12 protein-coding genes are annotated in these 15,396 nt (G+C 63.6%); 11 read left to right on the top strand and 1 reads right to left on the bottom strand.

Annotated features, from left to right (window positions below; genetic code table 11):
* Positions 1–187: 187 nt before the first annotated feature.
* The 11 genes from QZ964_RS01635 to QZ964_RS01585 all read left to right on the top strand — a co-directional run bounded on the left by QZ964_RS01635 (position 188) and on the right by QZ964_RS01585 (position 13,957).
* Entirely contained in the window at positions 188–565 is a 378-nt protein-coding gene (locus QZ964_RS01635) for a cytochrome c (protein WP_292528239.1), read from the top strand.
* 47 nt (positions 566–612) lie between these two features.
* On the top strand, positions 613–1,245 hold the full coding sequence (queE, locus tag QZ964_RS01630) for a 7-carboxy-7-deazaguanine synthase (protein WP_292528237.1): 633 nt from the start codon (positions 613–615) through the stop codon (positions 1,243–1,245).
* A 3-nt stretch (positions 1,246–1,248) separates the two neighbouring features.
* Positions 1,249–1,626, top strand: coding sequence for a 6-carboxytetrahydropterin synthase (locus QZ964_RS01625; protein ID WP_292528235.1), 378 nt, complete (start codon positions 1,249–1,251; stop codon positions 1,624–1,626).
* A gap of 175 nt (positions 1,627–1,801) precedes the next feature.
* The gene (locus QZ964_RS01620) at positions 1,802–3,763 is read left to right on the top strand and encodes an acyl CoA:acetate/3-ketoacid CoA transferase (RefSeq protein WP_292528233.1); all 1,962 of its coding nucleotides are present in this window, start codon (positions 1,802–1,804) and stop codon (positions 3,761–3,763) included.
* A 655-nt stretch (positions 3,764–4,418) separates the two neighbouring features.
* Positions 4,419–5,429, top strand: a complete 1,011-nt coding sequence (locus tag QZ964_RS01615) for a metalloregulator ArsR/SmtB family transcription factor (protein WP_292528231.1) — start codon at positions 4,419–4,421, stop codon at positions 5,427–5,429.
* Positions 5,429–6,328, top strand: a complete 900-nt coding sequence (gene metF, locus QZ964_RS01610) for a methylenetetrahydrofolate reductase [NAD(P)H] (protein WP_292528229.1) — start codon at positions 5,429–5,431, stop codon at positions 6,326–6,328. Before QZ964_RS01615 ends, metF begins: the two co-directional genes overlap by 1 nt.
* The gene (gene metH, locus QZ964_RS01605; protein ID WP_292528228.1) at positions 6,325–10,047 is read left to right on the top strand and encodes a methionine synthase; all 3,723 of its coding nucleotides are present in this window, start codon (positions 6,325–6,327) and stop codon (positions 10,045–10,047) included. Before metF ends, metH begins: the two co-directional genes overlap by 4 nt.
* Before the next feature lie 150 nt (positions 10,048–10,197).
* Positions 10,198–10,629: a DUF1810 domain-containing protein gene (locus QZ964_RS01600; RefSeq protein WP_292528227.1), complete on the top strand. Its 432-nt coding sequence runs from the start codon at positions 10,198–10,200 to the stop codon at positions 10,627–10,629.
* 47 nt (positions 10,630–10,676) lie between these two features.
* Positions 10,677–12,770 carry a carbon starvation CstA family protein gene (locus tag QZ964_RS01595; RefSeq protein ID WP_292528225.1) on the top strand — a complete coding sequence of 698 codons (2,094 nt, stop codon included), beginning with the start codon at positions 10,677–10,679 and terminating at the stop codon, positions 12,768–12,770.
* Positions 12,736–12,963: a YbdD/YjiX family protein gene (locus QZ964_RS01590; protein WP_292528224.1), complete on the top strand. Its 228-nt coding sequence runs from the start codon at positions 12,736–12,738 to the stop codon at positions 12,961–12,963. Before QZ964_RS01595 ends, QZ964_RS01590 begins: the two co-directional genes overlap by 35 nt.
* Before the next feature lie 145 nt (positions 12,964–13,108).
* Positions 13,109–13,957, top strand: coding sequence for a uracil-DNA glycosylase (locus tag QZ964_RS01585; RefSeq protein WP_292528223.1), 849 nt, complete (start codon positions 13,109–13,111; stop codon positions 13,955–13,957).
* A 117-nt stretch (positions 13,958–14,074) separates the two neighbouring features.
* On the opposite strand, the gene ispG is transcribed toward QZ964_RS01585, so the two are convergent.
* Complete coding sequence (gene ispG, locus QZ964_RS01580) at positions 14,075–15,373, bottom strand: flavodoxin-dependent (E)-4-hydroxy-3-methylbut-2-enyl-diphosphate synthase (RefSeq protein ID WP_292528221.1); 1,299 nt, start codon at positions 15,371–15,373, stop codon at positions 14,075–14,077.
* Between the last annotated feature and the right edge of the window lie 23 nt (positions 15,374–15,396).

The following is a 15,396-nucleotide window of genomic DNA, read 5'->3' as shown; positions in this document are numbered from 1 at the left end:
TGCGGGGCAGCCGCTAATCTATTTAAGTGTTGCAATCGGATCACATAGCTGTTGCAGAAATGCCGCGCCGGCTCTCGGCGCGCGCGTCCTCCTGACGCAAGCTTCCGTCCAGGCGCGGCATATCCCCCGGCTCGCGCTTGTGCTTTCATGCGAGTCGAATCGACCGCTCGCGTTTCAAGGAAACCACATGCAGCTTCGACGCCTGACGCTCGCAACGGCGCTCGCCGCAGGCAGCGCAATATTCGCAACCTTCGCCCTTGCGGCCGGGGACGCCCCTCGCGGCGAGGTGATCGCGAAGCGGTGGTGCGCGTCGTGCCATGTGGTGACGTCGGACCAGGCCAGCGCCTCTGCCGACGCCCCATCCTTCTTCGACATCGCCCAGCGTCGGACGGACAAGAAGAAGCTGAGCCATTTTCTGATGGATCCGCATCCGCCGATGCCCGACATGCATCTGTCGCGCAAGGAGATCGACGACATCGTCTCCTATATCCGCAGTCTCGACCCGCGCCCGCAGCCGCCGCTCGAGCCCGACGGGAAGGACAACGAGCTTCCCAAGAAGGGGTAAGCGCCGGTCTCGCTTTACGCCGCAAGGCGTCCGCGCTAGAGCGGGCAATGGCCTATATCGTCAAGGAAGCCTTTAAAACGCTGCAGGGGGAAGGCGTTAACGCGGGCCGCGCCGCAGTCTTCTGCCGCTTCGCCGGCTGCAATCTGTGGAGCGGGCGCGAAGAGGATCGCGCCGCTGCGCAATGCCAGTTTTGCGATACCGACTTTATCGGCTTCGAAGGCGAAGGCGGCGGCAAGTTCGCGGACGCGGCGGCGCTTGCCCAACATCTGGCTTGGCTGTGGGGCGAGGCCCGCGAGCGGCGCTTCGCGGTGCTGACTGGCGGCGAGCCGATGTTGCAGATCGACGAGGCGCTGATCGCCGCGCTTCACGCGCAAGGGTTCGAGATCGCCATTGAGACGAACGGCACGCTGCCCGTCATCCCGGAGATCGACTGGATCTGCGTGTCGCCCAAGGCCGGCGCCCCGCTGGCGCAGACGAGCGGCGCGGAGTTGAAGCTCGTCTTCCCTCAGCAAGGGGGCGACCCCGCCGCCTATGAGCGCCTCGACTTCGAGCATTTTCTGCTGCAGCCCATGGACGGGCCGAATGTTTCGCGCAATACGGAGGCCGCGGTCAGCTATTGCCTGGCGCATCCGCGCTGGCGTCTGTCTGTGCAAACCCACAAGGCGATCGGGGTGAAGTGAGAAGTGTCGACGTTCGAGATCTTTCGCGAATTCTATTTCGAGGCGGCGCACGCCCTTTATGATCCCGAGGCTCCGGAGGGCGGCAAATACCGCAATCTCCATGGCCATTCCTTTCGCGTCCGCGTCACTTTGCGCGGCGAACGTACGTTTGAAGAGGAATGGGTGATGGACCTCGGCAAGCTTGGCCGCAGGCTGGCGGCGCTGCGTGAACGCCTCGATCACTCTTTTCTCAACGACCTCGAAGGGCTGGGAAAGCCGACGCTCGAAAACCTCTGCGCCTATATCTGGCGCGACCTCGCGCCCGAACTGCCGGGCCTTGCCGAGGTCGGCGTCTTTCGGGACAGCTGTTTCGAAGGGTGTGTGTACCGCGGCACCTGGTAGGCTGTTTTTCTCGCGCTGCAGCGGGGTTGCGGCCCGATCCGCGGCGCATCGCCGCTATTGCGCAAGGGCGACGCGGTCTCTACGCTTGAGCGCTCATTTTGTGCAAAACGCCCACCGAGGCGGCGGCGACGACAGTCCGCACCAAAAAGAGTGGGGAGCGAGGGATCCTGAGGATATGGCGAACAACAAAGTCATTACCGCCGACGAGGCGATTGCGCTCATTCGCGACAATGACGTCGTAACCACCACGGGCTTTGTCCAGAGCTGCATTCCCGAAGCCCTGCACGCCGCTTTGGAGAAGCGCTTCGTCGAGAGCCAGCATCCGCGCGACCTCACGCTGATCATGACGGCCGGCGCCGGCGACTCCAAGGGTCTCGGCACGGGGCGCTTCCATCACGAGGGGCTGCTGCGCCGGGTGATCGCCGCCAATTTCGGCCGCATGCCGAAAGTCGCTCAGGCGGCGCAGGAAAACAAAATCTGCGGCTACAATCTCCCGCAGGGAGTCATCTCGCAGCTCTACCGCGCCTGCGCCGCAGGCCAGCCGGGGCTCTTCTCCAAGGTCGGCCTTTACACCTATGTCGATCCGCGCTTTGGCGGCGGCAAGGTGAACGACCGCACCAAGGAGGACATGGTCAAATATCACAACATCATGGGCGAGGAGTGGCTCTTTTATATCGCCACCAAGATCGACGTCGCGTTCATTCGCGGCACCTCGGCCGATCCTTCCGGCAATATTTCGATGGAGCGCGAAGCGCTCGTCCTCGACAATCTCGCTCAGGCCATGGCGGCCCATAACAATGGCGGCCTCGTCATCGCGCAGGTCGAGCGCATTGTCGAACAGGGTTCGATCAAGCCGAAGGACGTGCATATCCCGGGCATTCTCGTCTCGGCCGTCGTCGTCGCCGATCCGCCGGAAATGCACCGCATGAACTACGGCGTGATCCACAATCCGGCGCTTGCGGGCGAAGTCCGCGTGCCGGTCGAAAAATTCGCCAAAATGCCGCTCGACGAGCGCAAGGTCATCGCGCGCCGCGCCAGTTTCGAGCTGCCGCCGAACGGCGTGGTGAATCTCGGCGTCGGCGCGCCGGAAGGCATCGCCGCCGTCGCCAACGAAGAAAAGATGACGCCCTACATCACGCTGACAACGGAAGCCGGGGCCATCGGCGGCGTGCTCGCTTCAGGTTCGAGCTTCGGCGCCGCGACCAACGCCGACGCGATCATTCAGCAAAACCAGCAGTTCGACTTCTATGATGGCGGCGGTCTCGACATGACCTGCCTCGGCATGGCCGAGTGCGACCTGCAGGGCAACGTCAACACCTCGAAATTCGGGGGACGCCTCAATGGCTGCGGCGGCTTCATCAACATCAGCCAGAACGCGCGCCTCGTCGTTTACGCCGGCACCTTCACCAATGGCGGACTGCGCGTGGAAATCGCCGACGGCAAGGTGAACATTCTGCAGGAAGGCCGGAACAAGAAGTTCCTCAACGCCGTCGAGCAGATCACCTTCTCCGGCAAATTCGCGCAAAAGCGCAAGCAGCCGGTCTATTACGTCACCGAACGCTGCGTATTCAAGCTCGTCGACAAGGGCCTTGAACTGATCGAGTTCGCGCCGGGGATCGATATCGACAAGGACATCCTCGCGCATATGGACTTCAAGCCGATCATCGAACACCCCGAATTGATGGACAAGCGCATCTTCATCGACGAGCCGATGGGGCTGCTGGGCGACCTCATCAATCTCAACATGTCCGATCGCGTTACCTATGATGCGGACCGCAACATTCTGTTCGTCAATCTCGAAGGCTGGCACGCCCGCACCAAGAAGGACATCGACGATCTGCGCAAGACGCTGATCGAGGCGTCGGAAAAAGTCGGGAAGCGCGTCAACTCCGTCGTCAATCATGACGGCTGGAAAATCAACGAAGCGCTTTACGACGATTACGCCGAAATGATCGACGATATGAGCCAGCACTACTATCTGACGACAACCCGTTATGCGACGAGCGCCTTCGCGCGCTTGAAGATGAAAGAGGCGCTGTCCAAGCGCGGTTTGCAGCCGCATGTCTTCGAGCGGCGCGAGGCTGCCGAGAGCTTCCTCGAAGTCGTCAGCAAGGAAGAAGAGAAGGCGCCGGCGTAAGCCGGCGGCTGCGGACGGCGTGTGATCACGCTGCTTTTGGGCCGGAATCGCCCAAATGCAGATCATGTGATCGATCTTAAAGGCTTAGAACTCCTTCGGGCTCAGCTTTTCGCGAGCAGCGCTCTAACCGCGTCGGCGGCGCCGCCCGTCCGCTCAAATTAAATCGGTCGGCTCAAAATAAATCAGGCCCCGTGGCGCGGAGGCTCACGGGGCCGTTTGCTCCTCGAGCGGAAGCAAGTCTGGATTGTCCAGTCTGGGTTCGGGCACCCGACGCTTGGCCTTCGCTACGGCCGCCCGGCAGGATGTCGGAATATTTGGGGGATGGACGGATCAAGCAGCTGCTCTTGCCCGCCCAGTGACCGGAACCAAACGCCGGTCAACGGTCTGACCCGGTGGCGTCATGCTCCTCTCGCAACGATGTTGCTCGGTTCGGCCTGACAACAGGGGCGTGTAGGCCGGTCCTGGATCGCAATCGCCTCGAGGTCCCGCCCGAGCGAGCCTGCCGATCATGCTGTCCGATCGACAGGTGCGATGCAGGTGAAAGCATGAACCCGCTTTCCCATCCGGTCAAGCGCCACGTCGCCGAAAACGCTCACGTCAGTTGCGCCCCGATGATTTGACGTATATAGATATCTTTATGTCTAACGGAGATACCATGAAGCCCGCGGCTAAATTGTCCCTCGAACCGACGCTTGCGGCGCTGAACGCCGCTGGAGAGGAGACGCGCCTGCGGCTCCTGGCGTTGCTCGCCCAATCCGAGCTGACGGTGAGCGAGGTCGTGGCGATCCTGGGCCAATCTCAGCCGCGCGTCTCTCGCCATCTCAGGCTTCTCGTCGAGGCGGGCCTGATCGAGCGCCGTCGCGAAGGAGCCTGGGCCTTCTTCCGCCTGTCGCCGGCCGGACCTGCCGGGGCCCTTGCGCGCGCAATTGTCGGCTGGCTCGAGGCAGACGACGCCCTTCTCGCCGGCGACCGCGCCCGGCTCGCGCAGGTGCGCCAGGCTCGCGCCGAGAACGCCGCCCGCTATTTCGCCGCCCACGCCGCGGAGTGGGACCACATTCGCGCGCTGCACGTTCCCGAGGAGCGCGTCGAAGAGGCGATGCGCGACGTCGTCGGCGACGCGCCGGTGCGCAACCTTCTCGATCTCGGCGCCGGCGCCGGCCGGATGCTGGAGCTCTTCGCCCCCCTGGCGGAACGCGCCGTCGGCGTCGATCTGTCCTCCGCCATGCTTGGCGTCGCGCGCGGCCGCCTGGAAGAAACCGGATTCAGCAATGTGCAGCTGCGCCAGGGCGACATTTATGCGCTGCCGATCGAGCGCAACTCCATCGACCTCGCGGTCATGCATCAGGTTTTGCATTTTCTTGACGATCCCGGCCGCGCCCTGCGCGAGGCGGCGCGGGTGCTCGCGCCCGGCGGCCGGTTGCTCGTCGTCGACTTTGCGCCCCACCACGAAGAGACGCTGCGCGACAACCACGCGCATCGCCGGCTCGGCTTCTCCGACGCTGAAATCACCGGATTGCTGGCGCAGGCGGGACTCGAAGTCGTTCAGCGTCGCGAACTCGCGCCCGACGCAAATGAAGGCGCCAAGCTCACCGTTTCGCTGTGGCTCGCGCGCGATCCGCGCGTCATCGCCGATCCTATTCCCGCAACTTCTTACGAGACAGCCTGATGTTTAACGCCCTTCATCCTACGGCGTCGCAGAATCAATATGCGATCTCCTACGAATTCTTTCCGCCCAAGACGCCGGAGATGGAGACCCAGCTCTGGCAGACGATCAGTCGGCTTGCGGCGCTGAAGCCGCATTTCGTTTCCGTCACCTATGGGGCCGGCGGCACCACCCGCGAGCGCACCCATTCGATCGTCGCGCGCATTGTGCGCGAAACCGAAATGAAGCCTGCCGCGCATCTCACCTGCGTTTCCGCCGCGCGCGAGGAAATCGACGCGATCCTGCGCGACTATTGGGACGCGGGCGTTCGGCATATTGTGGCGCTGCGCGGCGATCCGCCGACCGGCGTGGGCTCCAGATTTGAGGCGCATCCGAAAGGCTACGCGACGTCAACCGATCTCGTGAGCGGCATCCGCCGGATCGGCGACTTCGAGATTTCGGTCTCGACCTATCCCGAAGGCCATCCGGAAAGCGCGTCGATCGAGCAGGATCTCGACGCGCTTCAGGCGAAGGCCGACGCCGGCGCGACCCGCGCCATCACGCAATTCTTTTTCGACAATGACGTCTACTTCAGATTCCTCGACAAGGCGCACGGGCGAGGGATCGCCATTCCGATCGTGCCCGGCATCATGCCGATCCGTAATTTCAAGCAGGTCGCGGGCTTTGCGCAAAAGGCGGGAGCAAGCGTTCCGCGTTGGCTCGCCGAGCGCTTCGACGGACTGGACGACGACCCTGAGACCCGCGCGCTCATCGCCGCGACGACGGCGGTCGAACAGGTGATGAGCCTGGCGCGCGCCGGCGTCAACGAATTCCATTTCTACACCAATAATCGCGCCGACCTCGTATTCGCCATTTGCCATTTGCTTGGCGTGCGTCCCGTTCGTGAAAGGGCCATCGCATGATGTTCGACAAAGCTTACGGCCCGAATATCCTGGAGGCTTTGGAAGCGGCGGCGTCGCGCCGCATTCTCATTCTTGACGGCGCGATGGGCACGATGATCCAGCGCCACAAATTCGAGGAAGCCGATTTCCGCGGCGCGCGTTTCAACGACCACGGCAAAGACCTGCGCGGCAACAATGACCTGCTGACGCTGACCCAGCCCGACGCGATCAGGGCGATCCATGTCGCCTATCTTGAGGCCGGCGCCGACATCATCGAGACCAACACGTTTTCATCGACGACCATCGCTCAAGCCGACTACGGGCTCGAGCATCTCGCTTTCGAACTCAATCGCGAGGGCGCGCGGCTGGCGCGCGCGGCAGCCGATGAAGTCGCGGCGAAGTCCGGCGTGCACCGTTTCGTCGCCGGCTCGCTTGGCCCAACCAATCGCACCGCGTCGATTTCTCCCGACGTGTCTAACCCGGGCTTCCGCGCCGTCACCTTCGACGAGCTGCGGGCGGCCTATAAGGAAGCCGCGCTCGGCCTCATTGAGGGCGGCGCCGACATCCTGCTCGTCGAAACCGTCTTCGACACGCTGAACGCCAAGGCCGCGCTCTATGCGCTTGAAGACGCGTTCGATGAGGTTGGCAGCCGCTTTCCAATCATGATTTCGGGCACGATCACCGATCTCTCGGGCAGGACTCTGTCCGGTCAGACGGCGGTCGCCTTCTGGAATTCGGTGGCGCACACCAAGCCCTTTTCGATCGGTTTCAACTGCGCGCTCGGCGCGCGCGAAATGCGCCAGCACATCGCCGATATCGGCCGCGTCGCCGACACGCTCGTCTGCGCTTTCCCTAATGCCGGCCTTCCGAATGAATTCGGGCTTTATGACGAAAGCCCGGAATATATGGCGGAACTCGTCGGCGAATTCGCGACCGCCGGTCTCGTCAATGTTCTTGGCGGCTGCTGCGGAACGACGCCGGACCATATCGCCGCGATCGCCGGCGCCGTGAAAGGCGTCGCCCCGCGCGCGATTCCGGCGATCGAGCCGATGCTGCGTCTCTCTGGCTTGGAGCCCTTCACGCTGACGAAGGACATTCCCTTCGTCAACGTCGGCGAGCGCACCAACGTCACCGGTTCGGCGAAGTTCCGCAAGCTCATCACCAATGGCGACTATGCCGCGGCGCTCGACGTCGCGCGCGATCAGGTGGCGAATGGCGCGCAGGTCATCGACGTCAATATGGACGAAGGCCTGCTCGATTCCGAGCGCGCCATGGTGGAATTCCTCAATCTCGTCGCCGCCGAACCCGACATCGCCCGCGTGCCGGTAATGGTCGATTCCTCAAAATTCGCCGTGATCGAAGCCGGCCTGAAATGTCTGCAGGGCAAGGGGGTCGTCAATTCGATCTCGATGAAGGAAGGCGAAGAGAAATTCATCGCCGACGCGCAAAAGGTGCGCCGCTACGGCGCGGCCGTTGTGGTCATGGCCTTCGATGAAAAGGGCCAGGCCGACACGCTCAAACGCAAGACCGAGATTTGCGAGCGGGCTTATAAAATCTTGACTGAAAACGTCGGCTTTCCGCCTCAGGACATCATCTTCGATCCCAATATTTTCGCGGTCGCGACCGGCATTGAGGAGCATGAAAACTACGGCGTCGATTTCATCGAAGCCACACGCGTCATCAAGCGCGATCTGCCGCATGTGCATGTGTCGGGGGGCGTGTCGAACCTCTCCTTCTCATTCCGCGGCAATGAGCCCGTGCGCGAGGCGATGCATTCGGTGTTCCTCTATCACGCCATTCAGGCGGGCATGGATATGGGCATCGTCAACGCCGGCCAGCTTGCGGTCTATGGCGAGATTGATCCCGAGCTGCGCGAGCTTTGCGAAGACGTGGTCTTGAACCGCCGCAAGGACTCGACCGAGCGACTCGTCGAACTCGCTGAGAATTTCAAGGGCGCGGCCGGCAAGACACAGGAGCGGGACGCCGCCTGGCGCAACAACACCGTTGAGAAGCGTCTTGAATATGCGCTCGTCAACGGCGTCACCGATTACGTCGAAACGGACGTGGAAGAGGCGCGTCAGCGCTCGACGCGGCCGCTCGACGTGATCGAAGGACCGTTGATGACCGGCATGAATGTCGTCGGCGATCTCTTCGGCTCAGGCAAGATGTTTCTGCCGCAGGTCGTCAAATCGGCGCGCGTCATGAAACAGGCGGTCGCGTATCTCATGCCCTTCATGGAGGCCGACAAGAGCGAGCGCTCCACTGCCGGCAAAATCCTTCTAGCTACGGTGAAGGGCGACGTGCACGACATCGGCAAGAACATCGTCGGCGTCGTGCTCGGCTGCAATAATTTCGAGGTGATCGACCTTGGCGTCATGACGCCTGCCGCGAAAATTCTCGAGACGGCGAAGAGAGAGAAGGTCGACCTCATCGGTCTTTCAGGCCTCATCACGCCGTCGCTCGATGAAATGTGCTTCGTCGCCTCTGAGCTTGAGCGCGAAGGCCTCGACACGCCGTTGCTCATCGGCGGCGCGACGACGAGTCGTGTGCATACGGCGGTGAAGATCAGTCCCAACTATCGTCGCGGCCAGGCGGTCTATGTCACCGATGCGAGCCGCGCGGTCGGCGTCGCGCAGGCGCTCGTCTCCGACAAGACGCGCCCCGATTATGTCGCGCAAACGCGCGCCGAATATGAGCGTGTCGCCGACGCCCATGCGCGCGCGCAAGCCGATAAACTGCGCGTGCCGCTCACGCAGGCGCGCGCCAACGCCTATAAAATCGATTGGGCGGGCTTTGAGCCCGTTCGCCCGTCCTTTACCGGCGCGCGCGCCTTTGCGAGCTATGACGTCGGCGAACTGGTTCCCTACATCGACTGGACGCCTTTCTTCCAGACCTGGGAATTCAAGGGCCGCTATCCGTCGCTGCTCGACGATCCGGAGCGCGGCGAAGCGGCGCGCACGCTTTACGAAGACGCCCGCGCTATGCTGAAGCGGATTGTCGAGGAGCGCTGGTTCACGCCGAAAGCCGTCATCGGCTTCTGGCCAGCGAATTCCATCGGCGACGACATCGCGCTCTACAACGGCGAGTCGCGCAACGAGCGGATCGCGACGCTGCACACGCTGCGCCAGCAATTGCAGAAGCGCGACGGCAAGGCCAATCTCGCGCTGGCTGATTTCGTCGCGCCGAAGGAAAGCGGCAAGGCGGATTATGTCGGCGCCTTCGTCGTGACCGCCGGCGCGGAAGAAGAGAAGATCGCGGCGCGCTACGCCCGCGCCAACGACGACTATGGCTCGATCATGGTCAAGGCGCTGGCCGACCGCATCGCTGAAGCCTTCGCCGAGCGCATGCATGAGCGTGTGCGCAAAGAGTTCTGGGGCTATGCGCATGAAGAAGATTTCTCGCCCGAGGCGCTGCACGCCGAGCCCTATGCCGGCATCCGCCCGGCGCCCGGCTATCCGGCGCAGCCCGACCACACCGAAAAGGCGACGCTGTTCGAGCTGCTCAATGTCGAAAAACGCACGGGCGTAAAGCTCACCGAAAGTTTCGCCATGACGCCGGCGGCGACCGTCAGCGGTCTTTATCTCGCGCATCCTTCCGCGCATTATTTTGGCGTCGCCAAGATCGAGCGCGATCAGGTTGAGGATTACGCACGCCGCAAGGGCATGGAGGCGCGCGAAGCCGAACGCTGGCTCGCGCCGATTTTGAACTACGCGCCTTTGGCGGCGGAAGCGGCGGAGTGACGCGGAATTCCCCGTCATTCCCGGCAGGCCGTAGGCCTGACCGGGAATCCAGAGTCCATTCAAGAGTGCTGACTAATTTCTGGATTCCCGATCGCTTCGCTTGAAGCGAAGTGTCGGGAATGACATGGGGGCTGTTCAAACGGAGCTGGCATGACGGGCGCCTCGCACGATCCATACGATCTTGAGCGCTTCGTCGCGGCGCAGGAGCCGGTTTACGAAAAAGTTCGAGCGGAATTAGAGGAAGGCCACAAGCGCAGTCACTGGATGTGGTTCGTCTTTCCGCAGCTCGAAGGGCTTGGCGCGAGCGCCATGGCGCGGCGTTACGCCATTCATTCGCTGGCCGAGGCGGCGGCCTATCTCGCGCATCCTCTGTTGGGCGTCCGGCTCAAGGAGTGCGTTGGAGTCATCAATCGGGTCGAAGGCCGCAGCGCATATGAGATATTCGGCCATCCCGACGATCTGAAGTTTCATTCGTCGATGACGCTTTTTGCGGCGGCGGCGCCGCAAGAGCCGCTTTTTCCCGAGGCTCTGCGCAAATACTTCGACGGCCGCCGCGATCCCTTGACCCTCACGAAATTATAAGTTTCGTTGAGCCGCCGCGCCGGGCGTCGGCGCAATCCGGGGGCCTTATGTCGATCACAAACATCGCCGACCGCCGTCACACGTTGAAGCTGCTTCCCTGGGCGCTCGTGTTCGCCCTCGTGCTGTTCTCGCTTTACACGCTCGCGGTCTCGCGCGGCGAGAACGTCAACGCCATGTGGCTCGTCACGGCGGCGATCGGCACCTACGCCATCGGCTATCGCTTCTATTCGCGCTTCATCGCCGAGCGGGTGCTGGGGCTCGATGTGCGTCGGCGCACGCCCGCGCTTCGCCGCAACGACGGGCTCGATTATGTGCCGACCGACAAATGGGTGCTGTTTGGCCACCATTTCGCGGCCATCGCCGGCGCCGGACCGCTCGTCGGGCCCGTGCTCGCGGCGCAAATGGGTTATCTGCCGGGAACATTGTGGCTGTTGACCGGCGTCATCTTCGCCGGCGCCGTGCAGGATTTTCTCGTCCTGTTCATTTCGACGCGGCGCGACGGGCGTTCGCTCGGCGATCTCATCAAGACCGAGATGGGCCGCGTGCCCGGCGTCATCGCCATGATCGGCATTCTGACGATCATGATCATTCTGCTCGCGGTGCTGGCGCTCGTCGTCGTCAAGGCGCTCGCCGACAGTCCCTGGGGCGCGTTCACCGTTTTCGCGACGCTGCCGATCGCGGTCTTCATGGGCGTCTACGGCCGCTATCTGCGGCCCGGCCGCATCGGCGAAATGTCGGCGATCGGCTTCGTTCTGCTGCTGTTGAGCATCGCCTTCGGGCGCACCGTGTCGGAGAGCGCGCTTCTCGCGCCATTCTTCACCTTCAAGGGCGAGACGCTCGCCTTCATGCTCATCGGCTATGGCTTCGTGGCTTCGGTTTTGCCGGTGTGGCTGTTGCTGGCGCCGCGCGACTATCTGTCGACCTTCCTCAAGATCGGCACGATACTGTCGCTGGCGATCGGCATTTTCATCGTCTGGCCAGACCTCCAGATGCCGGCGATCAGTCGCTTCATCGACGGCACGGGGCCGGTCTTCGCCGGCAGCGTCTTTCCGTTTCTGTTCATCACTATCGCCTGCGGCGCAGTGTCGGGCTTTCACGCGCTCGTGTCCTCCGGCACCACGCCGAAAATGATCGCCGACGAGACCCAGACTCGCTTCATCGGCTATGGCGCGATGCTGATGGAATCCTTCGTCGCGATCATGGCGCTGATCGCCGCGAGCGTTCTGGAGCCCGGCGTCTATTTCGCGATGAACAGCGCGCCGGCGCTGATCGGTGCGACCCCGGACTCCGCTGCGGCCGCCATCTCCTCCTGGGGCTTTGCGGTGACGCCGGAAACGCTGTCCGGCGTCGCCGCGGAAGTCGGCGAGAAGACGATCTTGTCGCGCACCGGCGGCGCGCCGACGCTCGCCGTCGGCATGGCGCATATTCTCTCGTCCGCCATCGGCGGCTCGGCTGCAAAATCTTTCTGGTATCATTTCGCCATTCTCTTCGAGGCGCTGTTCATCCTCACCACGATCGACGCCGGCACGCGCGTCGCGCGTTTCATGATCCAGGATCTCTTCGGCGCCTTCTTCCCCGCCTTCGGCAACACAAGGGCCTGGGCGCCGAACCTCGCCGCGACCGCTATCGCGGTGAGCGGCTGGGGTTATTTCCTCTACCAGGGGGTGATTGATCCGCTCGGCGGCATCAACACGCTATGGCCTTTGTTCGGCATCGCTAACCAGATGCTCGCAGCGATCGCGCTGACGCTGTGCGTCGTTGTGCTCTATCGGATGAAGCGCGAACGCTATGCCTTTGTCGCCATCGCGCCGACGGCGTGGCTCTATATCTGCACGCTGACGGCGGCGTTCGAAAAGATCTTTCACGAAGATCCGCGCATCGGCTTTCTGGCGCATGCCAGAAAATTCGCAGCCGCCGCCGATAAGGATCAGTTGCTGGCGCCCGCGAAGACGCTCGCCGAAATGCAGCGCGTCATCTTCAACGACTATGTCGACGCGACGCTTTGCGCCATCTATGTCACGCTGGTTCTGGCGATGCTCGGCTTCGCCATCCGCGCCATTCACGCCGCGCGCGCCGCGCAACATGTCACCACGCGGGAGACCGAGGATGAATTGCACGATCTGCAGCCTGCCCGGGCTTGATCTCAATCGCCTCGCGCGGAAGCTGCGCGACGGCGCGAGACTGATGGTCGGCCACGGCGATTACGACGCCTATGTCGCGCATGTTGGCGCGCAACACGACGGCGCGCCGATCATGACGCGCGACGAATTTTTCCGCGCCCGCGAGAATGCGCGTTTTGGCGCAAGCGGCGAACGCGCGTTTCGCTGCTGTTGATCCTGCCGTAAGGCGCACGCCACCCTCCCCTTGAAGGGGGAGGTCTGCGGTAGTGACAAACAAATCGCTTAAACTCTTCACCCCACCCCGAAACGCTTCGCAGTTCAGCCCTCCCCCTCAAGCGGAGGGCGGGGTAAGGTGCATCATGTCTTCCCCGCCGGAAACGTGCGCCGCGCTTCTCGCGCTTCTCGACTGGTATGTCGAGAGCGGCGTCGACCTCGCGCTCGATGAGGCGCCGCACGACCGCTACGCAGACGGCGCGCGCGCGAGCGTTGCATCGCTCGCCGAACCAGCCGACCCGGTGGCGACGCCCTTGCCGCAGCCGTCAGCCGCCGAACGCCCGCGCCGCGCAGCGGCGCCGATCGTCGCGCCCGACGAGGCCGTTCGCGCCGCGGAGGAAGAAGCGGCGAACGCGCGCGATCTCGATGACCTCGCCGCGCGTCTCGCCGATTTTCCGCATGCGCCGTTTCGCGACATGGCCCAGCATTTTCTTTTCGGCGCCGGCGCTCCGAGCGCTCGGCTTGTCGCTTTCGACGCCGCGCCAAGCGCGACCGAAGAAGCAAGCGGCGAAGCCTTCAGCGGGCTCTCGGCGAAACTCCTCGACAATATGCTCGCGGCGATCGGGCTCGATCGCGCAAGCGCCTCGCTCGCCTATGTCTCGCCATGGCGACCACCCGGCGACAAAGCATTGACGCCGCATGAAATGGCGATCTTCGCGCCTTTCGCGCGCCGCAGGGTCGAACTGGCGCGTCCCGAAGTTATTTTGTTGTTCGGCGACGCGCCGGCGCGGGTCATGCTCACGACGAAGGAGCCGGTCGGCAAGCTGCGCGGCAAGACGTTTGAAGCGCGCTGCAGCGCGCATATCGCGCGCGCCTTCGTATTTTCCAGTCTCGACGCGATGCTAAAAAGCGCGGCGCTGAAGCCCGCCGCCTGGCGCGATCTGCGAAGGGCCGCTGAGGCGCTGGAATCGGCGTCAAACGGCGCGCAGCTTTGACATTTCGCGCGTCATGCCCGCGCTTGTCGCGGGCATCCACGTCGTCATCGCGTGACTTTGCATGGATGGCCGGGACAAAAGCCCGGCCATGACGCGCGAGAGAGACGAGGGGTTTGCCTACTCTGCCGCTTCGCCCTTCTCGCCGCCGGCGAAGCGGCGAATGACGTAATCGTCGACGATTCGGGTGAACTCTTCAGCGATGCCCTCGCCGCGCAATGTCATCGCCTTCTTGCCGTCGATGAAGACGGGCGCCGCCGGCGTTTCGCCCGTGCCAGGCAGCGAAATGCCGATGTCGGCATGTTTCGACTCGCCGGGCCCGTTCACGATGCAGCCCATCACCGCGACATTGAGCGTCTCGACGCCAGGATAGTGCATGCGCCAGACCGCCATGCGCTCGCGGATATGCGCCTGGATGTCGCGCGCCAGTTCCTGAAACACCGTCGAAGTGGTGCGCCCGCAGCCGGGGCAGGCCGCGACGAGCGGCACGAAGGTGCGAAAGCCCATGGTCTGCAGAATTTCCTGGGCGACGCGCACTTCGAGCGCGCGGTCGCCGCCGGGTTCGGGCGTCAACGACACGCGGATCGTGTCGCCGATCCCGTCCTGCAGCAGCACGCCAAGCGCGGCCGCGGACGCGACGACGCCCTTCGAGCCCATGCCGGCCTCGGTGAGCCCGAGATGCAGCGCGTAGTCGCTGCGCGCCGCGAGCATGCGATAGACCGCGATGAGATCCTGCACCGCCGAGACTTTGGCGGAAATGACGATGCGGTTCTTGGAGAGGCCGATCTCCTCGGCGCGCCGGGCCGACATCAGCGCCGAGCGGACCAGCGCCTCACGGGTCACGGCGCGCGCGTCGAGCGGCCGGTCCGAGGCGTGGTTCAGATCCATGAGATAGGTCAGGAGCTCCTGATCGAGCGAGCCCCAATTGGCGCCGATCCGCACCGCCTTGCCATGCTTGGCGGCGAGCTCGACGATCGAGGCGAATTGCTTGTCCCGCTTCTCCTTGAAGCCGACATTGCCCGGATTGATGCGGTATTTGGCGAGCGCCTCGCCGCAGGCGGGATGATCGGCGAGAAGCTTGTGGCCGATGTAGTGGAAATCGCCAACGAGCGGGACGTGGCATCCCTTCTGGGCGAGCTTTTCGAAAATGTGCGGCACTGCCGCCGCCGCCTCGTCGCGGTCAACGGTGATGCGCACCAGCTCCGACCCCTGCTGCGCCAGCGCCAGAACCTGCGTCACGGTCGATTCGATATCCGCCGTATCGGTGTTGGTCATGGACTGCACGACGATCGGCGCGCCGCCGCCCACCACCACGGCGGCGTCGCCGGCGCCGATCGCGACCGGGCAGGTGCGATGGCGGGGCGCCGGCTCAGCGGCGACCGGATCGGGCAGGCGGGTCTCTTGAGCGGCTTCGTTCATAGGGTCGCTTTGGCGGTCGTTCG

Source organism: Methylocystis sp. (assembly GCF_021731785.1).
Classification (GTDB): domain Bacteria; phylum Pseudomonadota; class Alphaproteobacteria; order Rhizobiales; family Beijerinckiaceae; genus Methylocystis.
Note: the sequence above shows the minus strand (reverse complement) of the source record. Positions and strands in the feature narration are given on the sequence as shown.

Coding starts and splice junctions, on each gene's coding strand:
- QZ964_RS01635 (WP_292528239.1), top strand. CDS start 188: ATGCAGCTTCGACGCCTGACGCTCGCAACGGCGCTCGCCGCAGGCAGC.
- queE (WP_292528237.1), top strand. CDS start 613: ATGGCCTATATCGTCAAGGAAGCCTTTAAAACGCTGCAGGGGGAAGGC.
- QZ964_RS01620 (WP_292528233.1), top strand. CDS start 1,802: ATGGCGAACAACAAAGTCATTACCGCCGACGAGGCGATTGCGCTCATT.
- QZ964_RS01615 (WP_292528231.1), top strand. CDS start 4,419: ATGAAGCCCGCGGCTAAATTGTCCCTCGAACCGACGCTTGCGGCGCTG.
- metF (WP_292528229.1), top strand. CDS start 5,429: ATGTTTAACGCCCTTCATCCTACGGCGTCGCAGAATCAATATGCGATC.
- metH (WP_292528228.1), top strand. CDS start 6,325: ATGATGTTCGACAAAGCTTACGGCCCGAATATCCTGGAGGCTTTGGAA.
- QZ964_RS01600 (WP_292528227.1), top strand. CDS start 10,198: ATGACGGGCGCCTCGCACGATCCATACGATCTTGAGCGCTTCGTCGCG.
- QZ964_RS01595 (WP_292528225.1), top strand. CDS start 10,677: ATGTCGATCACAAACATCGCCGACCGCCGTCACACGTTGAAGCTGCTT.
- QZ964_RS01590 (WP_292528224.1), top strand. CDS start 12,736: ATGAATTGCACGATCTGCAGCCTGCCCGGGCTTGATCTCAATCGCCTC.
- QZ964_RS01585 (WP_292528223.1), top strand. CDS start 13,109: ATGTCTTCCCCGCCGGAAACGTGCGCCGCGCTTCTCGCGCTTCTCGAC.
- ispG (WP_292528221.1), bottom strand. CDS start 15,373: ATGAACGAAGCCGCTCAAGAGACCCGCCTGCCCGATCCGGTCGCCGCT.